This is a genomic window from Chryseobacterium sp. SIMBA_038 (assembly GCF_046535115.1).
GTDB lineage: Bacteria > Bacteroidota > Bacteroidia > Flavobacteriales > Weeksellaceae > Chryseobacterium.
Genome location: NZ_JAWRXH010000004.1, coordinates 148,943 through 164,756, shown reverse-complemented (window position 1 = coordinate 164,756; position 15,814 = coordinate 148,943). Strand labels below are relative to the sequence as shown.

17 protein-coding genes are annotated in these 15,814 nt (G+C 31.8%); all 17 read right to left on the bottom strand.

The window, feature by feature from the left end; translation table 11 throughout:
- Positions 1-91: 91 nt before the first annotated feature.
- A complete protein-coding gene (locus SB689_RS14405) occupies positions 92-637 on the bottom strand; it encodes a hypothetical protein (RefSeq protein ID WP_410692819.1) in 546 nt (181 codons plus the stop codon).
- Positions 637-2,070: a hypothetical protein gene (locus SB689_RS14400; RefSeq protein ID WP_410692818.1), complete on the bottom strand. Its 1,434-nt coding sequence runs from the start codon at positions 2,068-2,070 to the stop codon at positions 637-639. Before SB689_RS14400 ends, SB689_RS14405 begins: the two co-directional genes overlap by 1 nt.
- A gap of 10 nt (positions 2,071-2,080) precedes the next feature.
- Positions 2,081-4,003: a type VI secretion system Vgr family protein gene (locus tag SB689_RS14395; protein ID WP_410692817.1), complete on the bottom strand. Its 1,923-nt coding sequence runs from the start codon at positions 4,001-4,003 to the stop codon at positions 2,081-2,083.
- A gap of 104 nt (positions 4,004-4,107) precedes the next feature.
- On the bottom strand, positions 4,108-4,497 hold the full coding sequence (gene tssD, locus SB689_RS14390; RefSeq protein ID WP_410692816.1) for a type VI secretion system tube protein TssD: 390 nt from the start codon (positions 4,495-4,497) through the stop codon (positions 4,108-4,110).
- A 219-nt stretch (positions 4,498-4,716) separates the two neighbouring features.
- Positions 4,717-5,103: a type VI secretion system tube protein TssD gene (gene tssD, locus SB689_RS14385; RefSeq protein ID WP_410692815.1), complete on the bottom strand. Its 387-nt coding sequence runs from the start codon at positions 5,101-5,103 to the stop codon at positions 4,717-4,719.
- Positions 5,104-5,281: 178 nt separating this feature from the next.
- Positions 5,282-5,668, bottom strand: a complete 387-nt coding sequence (tssD, locus tag SB689_RS14380) for a type VI secretion system tube protein TssD (protein WP_410692814.1) — start codon at positions 5,666-5,668, stop codon at positions 5,282-5,284.
- A gap of 167 nt (positions 5,669-5,835) precedes the next feature.
- Positions 5,836-7,209, bottom strand: coding sequence for a DUF5458 family protein (locus tag SB689_RS14375; protein WP_410692813.1), 1,374 nt, complete (start codon positions 7,207-7,209; stop codon positions 5,836-5,838).
- Between the two features lie 27 nt (positions 7,210-7,236).
- A complete protein-coding gene (locus SB689_RS14370) occupies positions 7,237-7,686 on the bottom strand; it encodes a hypothetical protein (RefSeq protein WP_410692812.1) in 450 nt (149 codons plus the stop codon).
- Positions 7,687-7,712: 26 nt separating this feature from the next.
- A complete protein-coding gene (locus tag SB689_RS14365) occupies positions 7,713-9,539 on the bottom strand; it encodes a type VI secretion system baseplate subunit TssF (protein WP_410692811.1) in 1,827 nt (608 codons plus the stop codon).
- Positions 9,540-9,543: 4 nt separating this feature from the next.
- On the bottom strand, positions 9,544-9,972 hold the full coding sequence (locus SB689_RS14360) for a GPW/gp25 family protein (protein WP_410692810.1): 429 nt from the start codon (positions 9,970-9,972) through the stop codon (positions 9,544-9,546).
- Positions 9,973-9,993: 21 nt separating this feature from the next.
- Complete coding sequence (locus SB689_RS14355; protein ID WP_410692809.1) at positions 9,994-10,692, bottom strand: hypothetical protein; 699 nt, start codon at positions 10,690-10,692, stop codon at positions 9,994-9,996.
- Positions 10,689-11,258, bottom strand: coding sequence for a hypothetical protein (locus SB689_RS14350; RefSeq protein WP_410692808.1), 570 nt, complete (start codon positions 11,256-11,258; stop codon positions 10,689-10,691). Before SB689_RS14350 ends, SB689_RS14355 begins: the two co-directional genes overlap by 4 nt.
- An 11-nt stretch (positions 11,259-11,269) precedes the next feature.
- Positions 11,270-11,782: a type VI secretion system TssO gene (gene tssO / locus SB689_RS14345; RefSeq protein WP_066751956.1), complete on the bottom strand. Its 513-nt coding sequence runs from the start codon at positions 11,780-11,782 to the stop codon at positions 11,270-11,272.
- Positions 11,783-11,802: 20 nt separating this feature from the next.
- The gene (locus SB689_RS14340) at positions 11,803-12,963 is read right to left on the bottom strand and encodes a hypothetical protein (protein WP_410692807.1); all 1,161 of its coding nucleotides are present in this window, start codon (positions 12,961-12,963) and stop codon (positions 11,803-11,805) included.
- A 35-nt stretch (positions 12,964-12,998) separates the two neighbouring features.
- Positions 12,999-14,006: a hypothetical protein gene (locus SB689_RS14335; protein ID WP_410692806.1), complete on the bottom strand. Its 1,008-nt coding sequence runs from the start codon at positions 14,004-14,006 to the stop codon at positions 12,999-13,001.
- Entirely contained in the window at positions 13,915-14,898 is a 984-nt protein-coding gene (locus SB689_RS14330; protein WP_410692805.1) for a hypothetical protein, read from the bottom strand. The genes SB689_RS14335 and SB689_RS14330 overlap by 92 nt, the downstream gene beginning before the upstream one ends.
- A 41-nt stretch (positions 14,899-14,939) precedes the next feature.
- Positions 14,940-15,812, bottom strand: coding sequence for a hypothetical protein (locus SB689_RS14325; protein WP_410692804.1), 873 nt, complete (start codon positions 15,810-15,812; stop codon positions 14,940-14,942).
- Between the last annotated feature and the right edge of the window lie 2 nt (positions 15,813-15,814).

The window sequence follows — 15,814 nt, the reverse complement described above, 5'->3', positions numbered from 1 at the left end:
TTGATTTTCATATTTATAGAAACTCATATGCAAAATAAATGACACTATTATTCCAATTAAATAAACGAGAATAGTTCTGATAATATTTTTTTTAATCATTATTTAAATAGGGCTCAACTGCTTTTATGAATCTCCATCCATCCTTTTCGAATTCCACATCATAATAACCGTAACCTTTTTCCATCTTTAATTTATGTTTTGGGGCATAAAGTAAATAACCTATTTTGTAACCTTCGAAACGTGGTTTTTGATAAATAATAAACTGAATTGTAGAATCCTCATTAATATAGATAGAATTGGAAACCGAATATTTGTTATTAGCATCCACAACTAACTTTTTATTATATAGGATGTTAATTGGGTTAAAAAAAGTTTTATCTCCTTCCTTTCTTTTTAGTAAATCAAAATAACTTTCATTTGTTACAAAACCCCTTTCTTTACTAAATATTATTTTATCTGAAGGGTTTAAGATCGGTTCTAAATTATGAGTCATAAAGTATTCATGATTTTTGATTATACTATCCTTAGCATTATCAAAGTAAACCATGTCTTTCTCATTTATACTAGGAGTATGAAAGTAATAATAAATACTTCCTACTACTAAAATTAAAATAAATATTAAAAATTTATTTTTCATTATTGAGGTTTAAATTCTGTTAATTTATTATCCAGTCCTTTAGGAGTATTTCCCCCTTTTACACCATTTAATGCTCCTGTTGAATTCCATAATGCATGATCACCATCTTGCCATATTTTATACCCCAGAAAACCTCCTTTTTCAACAGTCTCATCATCTATTTCTATCTTTTTAAAATTCCCATGCCATGTTGGTTGATAGTCTGACCTAGTCTTGAATGCAAAAACAGAAACACCAAGGTATTTTGCTAATTTTTGAGCCAAACTTTGTTCTGAATGAATATCTGAAGGGAAAGTTGATGGCTCATACAAATACACATTTGAAAAACCTCTCTTAAGTTCTTTATACCTTTTTTGAGCAGATTCTTTAGTTAGATGTTTTTCTGTAAAATCAGCTTTCCCTGCAAAATAATGAATAGTATAGTATGGTGTGAAATCATCTTGCATAACATCTTCTTGATTATTTCCTGTTCTACATGCATAAGAATGAACCTGAGCATCCTTTGTAAATATTTTTTTATTTATCTTATTTATTTCTGCAAAAGTAAATGTTTGTGGCCCATTTATATTATCTCCAATATGTCCTAATCCAAAAGTAATTTTGCTAGGCATTCCATGTGAATAAAAATGTAAGGCCTTAATATTTTTATAACTGTTAATTTTATTTATCATTTCTGACACGTTTTTAATTTCAGTATAATCAATTTCAGTATTTGAATATTTTGATAATAAAGATTTTTTCATTTCGTTGATTTCCTCTTGATTATATGACTTCTTTTTTAGAGGTTCTACCGTATTAAAATAAATTAGGCTAACCTTTTTCCATTTGCTTTTATTCAAAAGTAATGTCCTTACTGCTTGTGCAAAAAATCTCATTTTATTACCATATGTCGGTTCATGAAGTTCAGAGCCTACAACCATCACGGCATCACACAAAGTTTCGACATTCGCTTTAACACTTGCATTCTCATTAGGTGCTTTAAAAAATACATAAATCCTGAGCTTAGACGCATTGTTATTATCTAAAACTTTATGTGTTATTTCTTTATAACCTTTACAAGAAATCTCATTAAGTTCATTTACTTTCCCATCATCATATTTCACAGCCCATTTTAAATTTTGAAGCTCTCCTTTTTTAGGCTCTCTATTAAATTTTGCAACTTTGTAAGTATACCATTTATTTTTTTCTATTACATCTACTTTCCTATCGTTTTCATCAAATGGCCCATCTATTTTTAAAATCCTTAGCTCTACTGGAGGTTTTCTATTTTGGTTTTTACTATTATTTATTCCTCCGCTTGATCCATTCTGTAGATGCTTTAATCCTGCGGTATTTTGAGTTCGTTTACTTTCTTCAAGTATTTGACCTTTTGCACTACCCTTTATATTTTTAGCAAAAATTAGAATCTGTCCTTTCTTATTTTCAGTTGTCATAATTTATATTTTAAGCGTTATGACCTTTTTCTCCTGAAAGATTATGAACAGTAGTTTCAATATTTTGTATATAATCTTTTCCAGCAGCAATATCAATATTTTCTGTAGCATTTTTATGAATATCGTTTGCTTCATAAGAATAGTTTTCAGATGCAATCTTTGTGATATTTGTTGCATTAAGCATATAATCCAATGTTGCATTCTGCATCATCATACCTCCTGCAAAGCTACTATGATTAACGCCTGCTGTTTCAGAAATATTCATTCCTGCATTAGATGTAATATTCATTCCCGCAGTAATTGTAACATTCTCTCCTGCCGTAAACGTCATATTCTTCGGTGCATTCACATTAATATTTCCCGCTCCATCCATCAAATATGTATTTCCACTCGGATCTTCTATGAAAACAGAACCCTCCGCATCATTCAAAATAATCTTCGTTCCTGAACGGGTATGAATCACTTTTTTATCGTTTCCTGATGTGTGGTATGAACTTGTCTCACTGCCATTATAATGTGTTCCCGCCACAAAAGGTTTTTCAGCATTCTGGGATTCAAAATCAACCAAAACTTCTTCCCCGATTTCTGGGATAAAATGAAACCCTTTTCCACTTCCTGAATGCGGTTGTATCAGTCTTATCCAAGGTGTTTGCAAATTTTTCTTTTCCTGCCACGGGAACTGAACTCGTACCCTTCCCATTCCCATCGGATCGTTGTTATCCAGAACTTTGGCAGACTGCTTTTCTCCCAACGGTAAGGTTTCATCATCCTGATAAGGTGCTGTAAACAAATCCGGAATGGCTACAAATTCATTGTAATACGTATTTCCGTCATGGAAATGTTTGATCTCAATGATACGGTACGTTTCCATGGCTTTACCATTAATATCGCTGAGCTTGGCTCTTCCGCCTATTTTAAGCTCGGGATCTTTACTTTTTCCACGAACTAAGATCAGGTTTTCTCGTTTTTCCCTTTCTTTTCTTACTGCTTCCTTTAATTCTTTGTCTGAACCTGACGAAATTCCGGTGTGGTTGAACAGCATTTCCGGTTTCTTTTTGTAGACATTTTTTGAAGCATTGATGGCAACCGCCTGAAAAGGGTTTTCTTTATATTGTATCTGTGCCGATGACGAGTCTTTTTCTATTTTACTTCCATTTTCAGCATCGTAGGAGATATAATTGAAGTCCTGAGGTTTAATTTTTAATTCAAATTCAACATCAATTAAATCAATATTTTCTTCCAATACGACGATGGGCTGTACTTTATTTCCGAATATCAAATTCTGACCATTATAGTAGAAGTATTCTCCGTATCGGGTGGCCAGTCTTTTAATAAACTGATAATCTGACTCTTTGTATTGTACGGTATAAGGAATCTGGTATTTTGTGTTTGGATTTTCGATCTGAACTTTGCAGTCTTCAGGATATTCTGACGTTGCCGTTTTGATGATCTGTTCCAGTGTTTTTTCTTCGTAGCTTTGGCAGTCTTGTCCGTTTTCCAATAAGATACTTGGAGCGTAACCGCTGATGTACAGCTTGCCGTAGCCATTTTCTTTTTTATTTTTTACGTTGGCAACAATGCCTGTAAATAACTGTTTCACTTCCCCGAAACGGTGAAGGTTTAAGGTAAGTCTTTTTCCTAAAATATTTTTGGAATTCTCCATGACATAGCCTTCAAAGCTATCCAAAGAATCATCAGGAACGATAATGGTAAAACCGTCATGATCGTTGGTTTTCTGATGAAGCTCCACAGAATAACTCGACTTTTCAAGAAAGTCTTTACCCTCCATTGTCAGCGTACAGTAAACCAACGGATTGGTTTTATCTAAAAGATGATCTTTAAAAGTTTTTGATGAAAAATATTTCTTTAAATCGTCGGGATGATTCAGTCTTCCGCCCTGAGAACTTGAGTACTGGCTGTTATTTTCTTCCATTGCATTTTGTTTTTTTAGTGATAAGCTTTATTGATGAGTAATTAATAATGGGTAATAAGTAATTTTAGATAATATTTCATTATTTATTACTGATTACTTATAAACTATTCTCTCCATGTTTTTTCATGAGTTGCTCCATTCAAATCAAACTTTTTTGCGATAAGATGAAGTTCTATCTGTAAAGGCTCCGTATTTTTAGATTCAAAATGTTCCGAAAATTTGATGCAGTATGCTTTCTCAAAACTCAATTCCTGAAGTTTGCTCATCGCATCTCTTCTGTAATAAATGATTTTTCCGTTTTTGGTCTGATGATGATCCAGCATCCATCCTAGTAATTCAGGGTTTCCTGTACTTTCTATTCTGATGGTGATCTCACCTCCCTGAGGCATTCCCTGGGGTTTTCCCGTACCGTCGGTCTGTTGCGTAAAACTATAATGACATTCAAGTACATTATACGTATTTCCGTCTAATTCTAATTTTGATAAAAATGACATATGTGTTTTTTTGTTATGAGTTGAAAGTATAAATGATAAGTGATGAATGATAATTGATAAATCATAAATGCTTCGACAAATCAGCATGACATCGCTAATACTAACTGTTTAATTATATGTTTAAAAAATATTCTCAATAATTAAATCATTAATCATTTATAAAAAATAAAGAACGGGCAACAAGCAATTACTCATTACCCATTACTTATTATTCATGAATTACACCCATTCGTTTTCATAAGCTCCAGAGCCTAATTCAATTTTTCTTGCAGAAATCGTGAAAGATTCTGTAAGTGGATTATCTCCTGTAGAATCGAAGTTTTCTCTGTGCTTAACCAAGTACCCTTCAGTGAATTTCAATTCTTTCAAAGTAGCGTCGCTATCACGTTTTACAAATACTACGCTTCCGTCTTTTCTTTCGAATGAGTTTGTCATCCATTCAAAAAGGTCTGTAGATCCTGTACCTTCGATGATAATTTCAATTTTACCACCTCTCGTTACTGTAGAAGGTCTTCCTGTTGCATCTGTTTCCTGGAATAATCCGTAGCTTACATTTAGAACGTTATATTCTTTTCCTGCTACTTTTAATTTTGCTTTAAATGACATAATGAATTGTTTTTGTATTAAAATTTGTTGTTAAATTGTGCTTTTTCTCTCGGTTTGGGTAATCTTTTTTCCATCATCAATATATTTCCTTGATATTCCGAATGGTTTGAAAACATAAGAAAACCGTCCTTAAGTATTTTTGTTGTATGTGTTAAATAAAGGTAATATTAAAGGTATATTACACCCATTCATTAACGTGTTTTCCAGTCCCTAGCTGAATCTCTTTGGCCGAAAGTGTGAACGTTTCTGTTAAAGGATTATCTCCGCTGGAATCGAAATTCTCACGATAATTAACGATGTAAGCTTCTTTGAATTTGAGTTCTTTCAATGTAGCATCTCCGTCACGTTTATAGAAAATAACGCTTCCGTCCTTTCTTTCAAATGAATTGGTCATCCATTCGAATAGATCGGTCTCGCCCGTTCCTTCTACCGTGATCTCGATTTTCCCACCTCTTGTAACGGAAGATGGTCTTCCTGTAGGATCTGTCTCTTGCAGTAAGTCGTAATTAATCGACAATACATTGCGGTTCTTCCCCGCAACTGTTAGTTTTGTTTTAAATGACATAATAAATATATTTTTAATTTTAAGAATAAATAATACCAAATATGGAAATATATCTGTCGCTAAGATATAAATAATTTTCCACCGTGCAACTTTCCTATGTGTTTTTTCAACATGACTAACAGAGAGTTACAAATAAAAAACCTCTATTAGTCATGGTTACAAGCAAATTATTTCTGCTCGTATTCAGTGTCCCATTCGTTACCATCATCACCCTTGTGGCCATCCATTTTAATAAGGAAATTTTTAGCCGGGAAATAAGGTTTCATATGAATATCTAAATGGATTCTATCTTTCTGTACAGGATCCTGCTCAAATCTTTTTACATCAAAATTTTCGATCAGTTTTCCTGGACCTGTGATCGCATCAAGGAAACGAACCATCTGACCCATAATTTCTTTTCTTGTAACTGCCGTAAAGTTTTCGAAAGCTCTTCTGTTTAAGAAATCCATCAACACTTTAGTTACATAATCGAAAACTCTTACTACAGAATACGTCTGAAGTCCTAAGTTATCTCCGTTAAATAAAGTTTTCCCTGAAAATGCCATTACTTTTCCGTACTCGTTAACCATTGGGATTAATCCAAGATTTTCAAGATTCGCGATTTCACTTTTCTTAAGGTCGAATTTTACTCCGTCGATTTCATTAATTCCACCGAATTTTTTACCTGCAGTCACCTGAGACATCAACGTTTTGTAAATTTTACCCGCCAAAGCTCCTGAAGGTGGAATAAACAGATCTTCACTTTCATGAATTTCCTCAAATCGTCCTCTTCCTACCAACCAGTTACAAGTCATTAAGACGTTCGATCTGTAGATCTCGCCACCTGTAAGATATGCTTGATCAAACATTTCCATAACATCATCCGGTTCATCCAAATGTTCGAAATCAGTAACCAACATCACTTTGTTTTCGTGCGCAATTTTAGCCCATTTTTCAACCACTTTATTAGATCCCAAATATCCTGGAATTACAAGAATTCCATAATTATTTTTAAGGTCTAATCTATCGTAATTATCAGACAATTCTGCATGAATAGAATCAATAAATCTCGTATTATCAAGATCTTTCAACTGCTCAAGATTGGCGTTGACGATTGTTATATTTTTTACTTTTTCAGCTTCTGTATTTTTATAGAACATCCCAACCGTTCTGTAGTTGGCCTCCAATTCTCTGGTAACATCAACTGCTTTAGAAAGGTTTTTGGTTAATAATCCTTCAGCCATTTTTCTCTGATCTTCACAATCAGCTACCATATCTGTTAAAGATTCGCTTTTGCTGATTACTTCTGCCCAAAGCTGAAGCGTTTTTTTCAGCGTATCTCTTTCTTTTTCCTTGCTTTTTTCTGTTAAGAAAATTTTTCTTCTTGCTTTTCTGTCCGGATTGATGTTCTGTACGCCTTCAATAGAAGTTTCCAAAAGATCAAAACCTCCGTATCTTACTAACTTTTCTAAACTTTTTTCTACAGAAACTTTTCCAGTCTGTACTTTTTGCTGTTCCAATACCGGATTTTCAGCATTTTGTGTTTGTGGCTTATTTGACATAATTTTTTTCGTTTTTTTGGTGTTTTTTTATTTATTTTCTTCTAATTCACTGATCAAAGATTGTAATGTATCATACAATGCTTTCTTAGCATCGGCGTCTTCTAATGCAGCTTTTAAAATTTTATTTGATTTCAACTGCTTAATAATTTTTTGATACTGATCTTTTTCAGTTTCCAAACCTGAAAGAAAATTACTCTGCTCGGTAATTCCTTTCGTTCCAAAGTCTCCTAAATTCTTAAATCTAAGATTTTCCATTTTTACGGCTCCGTCGGCATCTTCAAAATCTACCTTAAATTCGGGCTTAAAATGTTCAAATACTTTGTCAATCGTATTAAGACCTTCTACAAGCTCCGGTTTTACAGGATCATCTGCTGTAAGTTTGTGAGCCAATATTGTTCTGTTTTGAGGGATCTCGGCGATGGCCTCATTTGCGTCGCGTGGAACTTCATTTCCACCAATTCCTTTGTTTGATAACATAAATTGTGTTTTAAAATTGTTTATAATTATTTTTCGAAAATTCTGTATGGATATATGTTTGCTGATTTTTCTTTGAGTTTCAGCAGAAAACTTTCACATAAATATTCCCATTCGGATTGTGCCAGATTGTTTATAACTTCGATATTCCGAACAAGATAAACATCTATTGTTCTGCTAAATCCTCCTTTTAATGAAACTTCTTTTTTGGTTCCTTTTTTTACTTCAATATCTTTAATTGTACTTTTAAAATGACTCATCCCAAAAGCTCTGATATCGGCAACTGTAACAATTCTTCCTCTTGTCAGCAAAGAATTTCTATATTCTAAAATCTTATCCTGTGACGACAAACTTTTTCTGCCACCAACGGAAGCTTTAATCATAACCGCAGATTTATCTAAAACCGAATTCTCAGATTCTTCAACAGAAAGGACTGTTCCGGGTTTAATATCATTTCCCTCTTCCGCCAACGTGAGCCAATACGAAATAGCGCAGGCAATTTCTTTTTCCTGAGAATCTGCATTAATAATCAAATAAGGATTATTGGTTTGAGAAAAACTTTTTTCCTTGGCTAATTGATGTAATGCCGCAATATTCTGACTGATCTGTCGTAAAGTTTCCTTAGCAGAATCACCGCCAATTCCGGCGAAAGCCGCAGTTTCATCTTTAATTAACTCTAACATATACTGCAAAAGTTCGGAAGCACTTCTTTGATCAAATCTTGAAATTCCACCTTTTCTGAGAACGGCAGAAATATTTTCAGATTCAGCATTATAATTTTTAACATCAAATCTCCGTCCTGTTTCATCCGTCACAAAATCCAGATCCAAAAAGCTGTTTTCTGAAATGATCGGAATAATATTAAGCCTTCCTGTCACTCTGTGAAACGATCTGGAATTATTCATATTAACAGCCGGAATACAGTTCAGAGAAATGTGGACATTCTCTAAAATATCTCCAACAATAGCTTCTGAAAATTTGAATTTTAACCAGATTAAATTATCATCTTCACCCAGTTTGGTATTTTTAAAATATTGGGTAAATAATTCCACATTTTCAGGCTTTTCATTATGCTTCAAATTATCTTTTAATGTAAAATAATTAGAAAAATAATACTGATTTACGTCTGTATAAATCTGCTCGAGATCCGAATAATTCTTTGTAATAATATTATCCAGATTAAGATTTTGATTGTCTACATTATATCCCTCCTGCATACCAATTTCCTGATCTCCGAAATATACTTTCACCTGCTTTAAATAATAGAAAAACAGCTCTTTCTGATAATTATTATTGATATCAATATAAAGCATCAACTGATCAAGATCTTCCTTATTCGGGCATCGAATTCCAAACCATAATTCTCCGGGCGGAAGATGGGTTTCACTTTTCGCAATGGTATCACTGAAAAAGAAACTTTCAATATGGTTCAGTGTATTTCCATACGCGATATATTCTGCTTTTGCTGTCGTTAAAGCTGCTTCTAAAGTGGGTGTAAAATATACATCTTTACTAAGGATTTCAGTCGGATTATACACATTATGAATCCTTTTGGAGGTTTTAAAATGATTATAAAGCGATACTTTGACGTTATTTTCCAGAGGCGTCACCTGCAGTAATGTCCTTGCCGGAATTACTCCAGAAACTTCTTCGGGAAACATGATTTCCAACACACGCTCAATAATTCTTGATCTTGAACTTTCAAGCTCAAAACCTAATTTTTCCAATTCGGATGCACAAGCCGATAACAGCAAACTTACAATCGGGTCGAATGAAGTTTCTGCTTCTAGTTCATTATACCCCCAAAGTCTGGCAGCGCGCCGTAATATTCTGTCTTTTATACGTTCCTGATTCATAAATTTAATATGATAATGGTCCTACGAAAAAAGAGTTTTGAAATAAAAAAGGACGGTTTGTTTCTAAAACAAGGCCTTTAACGGCAATGTTTACGCGCTTTTTCATTCTTTTTTTTCCTAATCCTCCAATATTATGGTCATCGATATATATTTCAACATCTCTTAGTTCAAGTCTTTTTTCGTGCATCGCAATTGCTTTTTTCAAAGAATTTCCGATGAATTCTTTTAATATATTATCACTTTTCAAAAGGTCGAAATCCATTTCCCAAATCTCAGAACCGAATGATTCATCGAACTTACATTCACCCAAAGATGTTGTGGCAATAAGAAATATCTGTTGAGCGATAGAATTGTCTATCGATATTTTTTCTGTATCTTTTTTTTCTACTAAAGCACCAAAATCAATTGGTATTTTATAATAAATCCCTTTCATACTTGCGCAATTTGTGTTTGTTTATAAATATATCAGCTTGCTTATATTTCCTTTTTCATCAAATTCAAAATTCTTCGGAATTTTTTTCCTTTTTATGATTTGAAGCTCAACTTTTGGAGTGAGTTTCAATAATTTTTCTCTGTATAAAATATTTCCAATAAAGCTCATTCCATCGTGATTATCAACGATCATAAAATATTGTGAAATATCTTCTGGCTTTTCAAATTCATTAATCTTTCCGGCATACAGCATTACATTTTTTCCATTTCCTGATAATTTGTAGGTAAGATTTTCTTCAGATAAGCTTCTGTACTTTGAAAGATCAAACTTTTCTATACTCTCCAAGTTGGGTTCAAAAGGAATATTTTCATATAAAAAAGAGGTTTTATCAAATCTTTTAAACCCGAAAAAGGATAGAAAACTCTTTTTTGTTTTTGAGGTCACAAAATTTAACGTATCACGTGTAACCTGATAAGCTTCTGTTTCATTGGTTTTATCATCCGTAACCGTTAATTTATAGGTCGGAATTTCAACTTCTTTATTTCCTATTTTCAACTGAATTTTTCCCACTTCCTGATCAGAAATTATCATTGTAATTGTATATTTTCTGAGCTCAGAATCTGTTCTCACAATAATTTCTCCATCACCCTTTGCGTGGGATGAGGAATGAGGATCTTTGGCGATTCCTAAATTCAGATTAAGTTCCGGAAGAGGGCTCATTCTTTCGTGTTCTTTTGTTTTTTAATTTTCACCTCATCTGTCTTTTTAACTTTATAAGCAGTCAGGCAATCAATCTGATTATCAATATTATAATTGTCGATATCGCTTACATAATATTCATAATTCTTTTCGTAAGTATATACTTTAATTAAAGTGATTTCATTTGTCTTTAATTTCTCTAACTCTTTCTTTTTTAACTGCTTTGCAAAAAAACCTTCACAATTCAGAGGATATTCGTTTTTAAGGGTAATTACTTCACCGGATTTAAAATAGATATCCACATTTTTATCTTTTTTAATACAAACATTATTAGCCAAAATCTGGATATACATAAATATTTTATTGTTTCTTTTCCCTAGCTGTAAAGTACTGTAACTGTATTCTTCATTATTCGCTCTTAAATGTAAAGGCGCTGTGCTGGCAAAAAATTTCTTGTTCAGTTTTTGTTTAGTCTGTACAATCTCACAATCGAAACTTACGTACGCAGAATCGGAAGAAGCCTTCTGTGCCTTTGAGAAAAACACCGAAAACAGCAGACTTAGAAAAATAATCTTATATATTTTCATAACAAATCTTGTTATTGTGCCTGATAAAGCTGTCTGCAGACTTCCAAGTCGGTTTTCATTTTATCATATTCATCTTTCAGAGTTTTGTTGATAGAGCTTAAACTATCCATCGTCATCTGATTTCCTGAGAGTTGCTTGATCTGTTTTTTAGCATCAATCAAATCTTTATATCCAATGATCGTATTATTGTATAGAACTTTATTCTTCAAAGTATCTTTGGGAAGTTTGCTATACATTTCCGCAAGAATTGAGAGTGCTAATTTTTCATTAAAAAAATCATTCTGCTTCGGTACTCCGATTGAATCTGTTGCCGCCTTTACTTTTTCTAACTGAAACGAAAAACTATCCTGAATTTCCATTTCTTTTTTCATTTTTGCATTTTCGGATTTCAATAAACTATTTTCTTTAAAAGGGAAATAAGCATTAAAAAGTATCGCCGTTATCAAAACAACAACCGTGATGATAAAGAATAGTATAAACAGTGAAAAAGCCTTTGAACGCTCTCTTTTATTAAGGACCTCCATAAATTTGTGTTTTAATTAAATTAATCTGCCAAGAAAGTTCTACTACGTTTTGCATGAATTACAGAATCTCTATCATCCGTATTTTCTGAAACGAAAATACTTCCGTCACGTTTTTTACCTATATAATCAAGTCTGCTGAGAACTGAATACAGCTCCTCTAAAGTTTTCATAAATCGCTCAATCTTGGCAATTGTAATATCCATTTGATTATGGTTATACTCTGCGTTGATGACATCAGAAAATATCATTTCAAAATTCCCCTGACTTACGTTGCACCATTCTGCAAAATAATTCAGCAATTCTTCCTTTCCGGCTCCAGATCTTGCATCGATGAAGTTTTTCAGTGTTCTTGCCAATGCTACAACGGATAAAAACATGTTTGCAGGTTCGGTATGCGGAGACATCCATCTGAATCGGTTGATTTCTTTTCCTAAGTAATTCAGGGTTTTGTCTGTCATTAATTCCATCATTAAGGCTAATGCGTTAGACTGTTTTTTACCATAAATCTTCTGAGCAATCTGAACCGAATACAACTCAATCTGCCCATAAAAACGGTCGATTTCCATATACAATTCCTGCAGTTTTTTGTGACTTGAAACATACACGGAAGGCGGAATATAATTTTCATCAATCCTTGATTCATTGGCATTAACAAGGATTTTTCCGATTGTAAGATGACTAGATCCAAAACCTAAAGTATTTTTAAGTTCGGCTTCCTGAATTAAATTCAGTGAATATTCCGGTTGCGTATAAGGATATCGTGGCGGATTTTCATCCGGATCCGGCTCTCCGCAAGGAGTTCGCTTAAAATTATTCACCGAAAGACACGCAAAAAGAACCAGACTTTCATTGTCTTTTATCTCATAAGCCGCCTCCGGATAAGGCAATGAAAGGGAAATGGAATCTGCTGCTCCTCCTCCGATATCAATCCTCGATCCATTGGGAGTAATGGCATAACACTGTTCTACTCTTATTCTTAAAAGTTTATGATTATCAATGATCAAATTCATTTTTATGGAATCATTTACAGGCAGTAATCCGTAGTTAATCATCGTCGTGTGGATCCCTACCGAATCTCTTATAGAATCACTGATAAAATCCTGAACCGCATTGAAATGCGTTTTATTAATCTTCATCCCATCGATCCAGTTTACGGGGAAGTGGTTTAATTTTTCTATCATTGTTTTGTTTTTAAATAATTGTTTTATTTTTCAGTTTAATAACTAGGATTATTATTAATACAATTGTCAAATAATTTTCTCCATTTTGCATCAAATTTAAGTTCATGAGCCGTTTCTAAATTTGCAGAAGTATCAAATAGCTTTCCTGTCTTTTTATAATATTTAACCCAACCTATTGTACCTGTCCCACCTGTCTCAAAAAAAAGTTTTGCAGAAACGTATTCTTTATTATCATCATCAATTTCAAGATTAACTTTTTTCTTTTCAATACCCCAACTTGAGAAAGGAAAACTACTACTTCTTACCAATTCAGTTAAGTAATCATAACAGTTTTCAGATTTATTTATATGATTATTTGCTATGTTCGTTGTATCAGTTTTGAAATAACAATCTGTAATTTTGTTATATAATTGATTATCATATTCTAGCTCGATAGGGTCTTCTGGATCATTGGTTATATCTAATATTTTTTTATTATCTGCATCAAAAATTATCCAACCAACAGGATTTTTTGTTGCATCTAAACTATCATATAATTTTAAAGTTAATTGCTTACTTTCTTTTTTATCGATTTCAACATTTAATGTTGATAAAAATGGATTTTTTATTGAAGATGTAGTAATTAGTTTTTTTATTAATAAACTACAATCATCATTTTTAGTTTTCGTTATTTGATTTGCAGAAACTGTTTTTATTATTTCACTTTTTATATCCTTCACTTGTAATTGAGTATTTTCTTTTTTACAAGCATTAAATAAAACGACTATAAATAGTATAATCGAAACTAGGAATCTATTTGTTTTCAAAATTTTATTTTTCATATAATTTGAAAAATTTATTTCTATTTCAGTTTTATTGGAATATGTTAACATTGCATTATAAACATCAACTCCTTCTTTAGGCTCTTTTTGACACAACTTCTCGTGTACTTTTACATCATCAATTTTTAAATTAAAACGGTTTAGTATTTGTTTTTTGTAATGGCATTTCATTATTTCCAGGATTAATAAAATATATAGGATTTCCAGAAATATAATATTCATTATCAGATTTTTCAATAAAAATTAATCCCATGTCATCTGATGATGGATTATAACTTATCTTAATTTTGTCAGTGTCAACTTTTTCTGCTTTTATATTTGGATATTTATTTTTTACACCCTCTTCAGTAACATTTACCAAAATATCTTCCAACGAATTTATAGTTATGTCGAAAATTGTTTTTACACCATCTCTGTTTGATGCTTCAAAATGGTAAGTTCCTTTCCATGAATCGTCTTCAGTTCGTATTATTTTTTCAGAATTTTTAACGGAAAATATTTTTTGTTTTATTAAAACTATTTTTCCTAACGAATTTATTTTGTTTTGTGACCATCTTTCTACACTTGTTCCAGATTCATCTTCTGCTACATCAAGTAAGTAGATATTATCATTATCAATGAAGTAATTTCTTTCTTTTACCGTTAAAGCCTCAGAAAAATTTATTGAGTGATAAATAACAACAGAATCGGTAATCTTTTTGTTAGCTTCTATAAACAATGTTGTCTGATTATATATATCTGCGTTTTCAGTATTGTCAGGTTTAGTAACTTTAATGAAAATTTTGGTTGTAGGATTTATATTTCCTATGAAAATTTTAGAATTTAAAGAGTTTAATTTTTCATAATTAAATTTGATTTTTGATAAAGCACATTTTAAATTATCATCTTTTATTTGCTTATCAGTACGTCCAAAGAAAGAGCTATTTAATTTACATGTTGGCCCAATTGAATTTACGAAATTCAAATCTGAGATTAATTGATCTCCCTGCCATTCTTTATTTAATTCAATTGTTTTTGAAATTGTATTTATGCTAATATTTTCTTGTGCCTTCTTACAAGAGAATAATACTAGAAAAATTATTAGATAAACTATTTTATTTAATTGCATTTCCATCTTTATCAAATTTTGTTTTCATCTATCTTCTGCTTTATAGTCTATTTATAGTCACCATTATCCTTAGACTCTAAAGTATCTATATCAAGATCTTCAAGATTTGTCTTATTTGAAACTTCTTTTGTAGTCCATTCATTCTCTCCTGTTTTTGCACTTATTCCAAAGTTTGCAACAAATAGTTTTTCAATATAAAATTCTTTGTTTTTAAATAAAACAGGAATAGTAACTTTTCTAAAAACATTACCATATTGATCTTTATTTTCAATTTTAATATTAAAGATTTGCCCATATTTGACTTGTAGATCTAGTAACATAGAGTCGCAATAGAATAGTTTGCTGAAAAATAAATTTCCATTTTTATACATTTCCATTTTAAACTCTTGTTGTTGTTCAGTTTTCTGTTTAATAATTATCGAATCACTTATTTTATCATTATCAAAATCAACTTTATATGTATTTTTTACTTTATAATTTGAATCATTAACAGATTCAGCTTCATCATTCATATCTTCTTTAGGAAGCAAAAAATATTTTTGACATTTAGGATCATCACAACCTAAAATTGTAATTTTTGAACCATCTGTAATCTGTAAATTAGAACCACCATTTATAAATAAATTAACCTTGTTTCCTTTTAGATTAAATCCCTTAATATCAATATTACAAGGAGTTATGGGATAGGTATAATGAACTTCCTGAGCATCAATTTCTTTAGATAAACTAATTATTGATAAAACATCACTTTTTGTTAAAGACCATTTTTTTTCTCTCTCAGTTGTTTTCTGGCCTGTGGAATATTCTCCTTCACATTTAGCTTTATAAACTTCAGGCTTTTGCTTTTCTTCTTTATCCTGCCCTTTACATGAACTAAAAATGTATAATGGCATTAATAAGATTAAAATTATATTTTTCATAA

Bases quoted from the DNA above. Each gene is read 5' to 3' on its own strand.
- SB689_RS14405 (WP_410692819.1), bottom strand. From the start codon at position 637: ATGAAAAATAAATTTTTAATATTTATTTTAATTTTAGTAGTAGGAAGT.
- SB689_RS14400 (WP_410692818.1), bottom strand. From the start codon at position 2,070: ATGACAACTGAAAATAAGAAAGGACAGATTCTAATTTTTGCTAAAAAT.
- SB689_RS14395 (WP_410692817.1), bottom strand. From the start codon at position 4,003: ATGGAAGAAAATAACAGCCAGTACTCAAGTTCTCAGGGCGGAAGACTG.
- tssD (WP_410692816.1), bottom strand. From the start codon at position 4,497: ATGTCATTTTTATCAAAATTAGAATTAGACGGAAATACGTATAATGTA.
- tssD (WP_410692815.1), bottom strand. From the start codon at position 5,103: ATGTCATTTAAAGCAAAATTAAAAGTAGCAGGAAAAGAATATAACGTT.
- tssD (WP_410692814.1), bottom strand. From the start codon at position 5,668: ATGTCATTTAAAACAAAACTAACAGTTGCGGGGAAGAACCGCAATGTA.
- SB689_RS14375 (WP_410692813.1), bottom strand. From the start codon at position 7,209: ATGTCAAATAAGCCACAAACACAAAATGCTGAAAATCCGGTATTGGAA.
- SB689_RS14370 (WP_410692812.1), bottom strand. From the start codon at position 7,686: ATGTTATCAAACAAAGGAATTGGTGGAAATGAAGTTCCACGCGACGCA.
- SB689_RS14365 (WP_410692811.1), bottom strand. From the start codon at position 9,539: ATGAATCAGGAACGTATAAAAGACAGAATATTACGGCGCGCTGCCAGA.
- SB689_RS14360 (WP_410692810.1), bottom strand. From the start codon at position 9,972: ATGAAAGGGATTTATTATAAAATACCAATTGATTTTGGTGCTTTAGTA.
- SB689_RS14355 (WP_410692809.1), bottom strand. From the start codon at position 10,692: ATGAGCCCTCTTCCGGAACTTAATCTGAATTTAGGAATCGCCAAAGAT.
- SB689_RS14350 (WP_410692808.1), bottom strand. From the start codon at position 11,258: ATGAAAATATATAAGATTATTTTTCTAAGTCTGCTGTTTTCGGTGTTT.
- tssO (WP_066751956.1), bottom strand. From the start codon at position 11,782: ATGGAGGTCCTTAATAAAAGAGAGCGTTCAAAGGCTTTTTCACTGTTT.
- SB689_RS14340 (WP_410692807.1), bottom strand. From the start codon at position 12,963: ATGATAGAAAAATTAAACCACTTCCCCGTAAACTGGATCGATGGGATG.
- SB689_RS14335 (WP_410692806.1), bottom strand. From the start codon at position 14,006: ATGAATATTATATTTCTGGAAATCCTATATATTTTATTAATCCTGGAA.
- SB689_RS14330 (WP_410692805.1), bottom strand. From the start codon at position 14,898: ATGGAAATGCAATTAAATAAAATAGTTTATCTAATAATTTTTCTAGTA.
- SB689_RS14325 (WP_410692804.1), bottom strand. From the start codon at position 15,812: ATGAAAAATATAATTTTAATCTTATTAATGCCATTATACATTTTTAGT.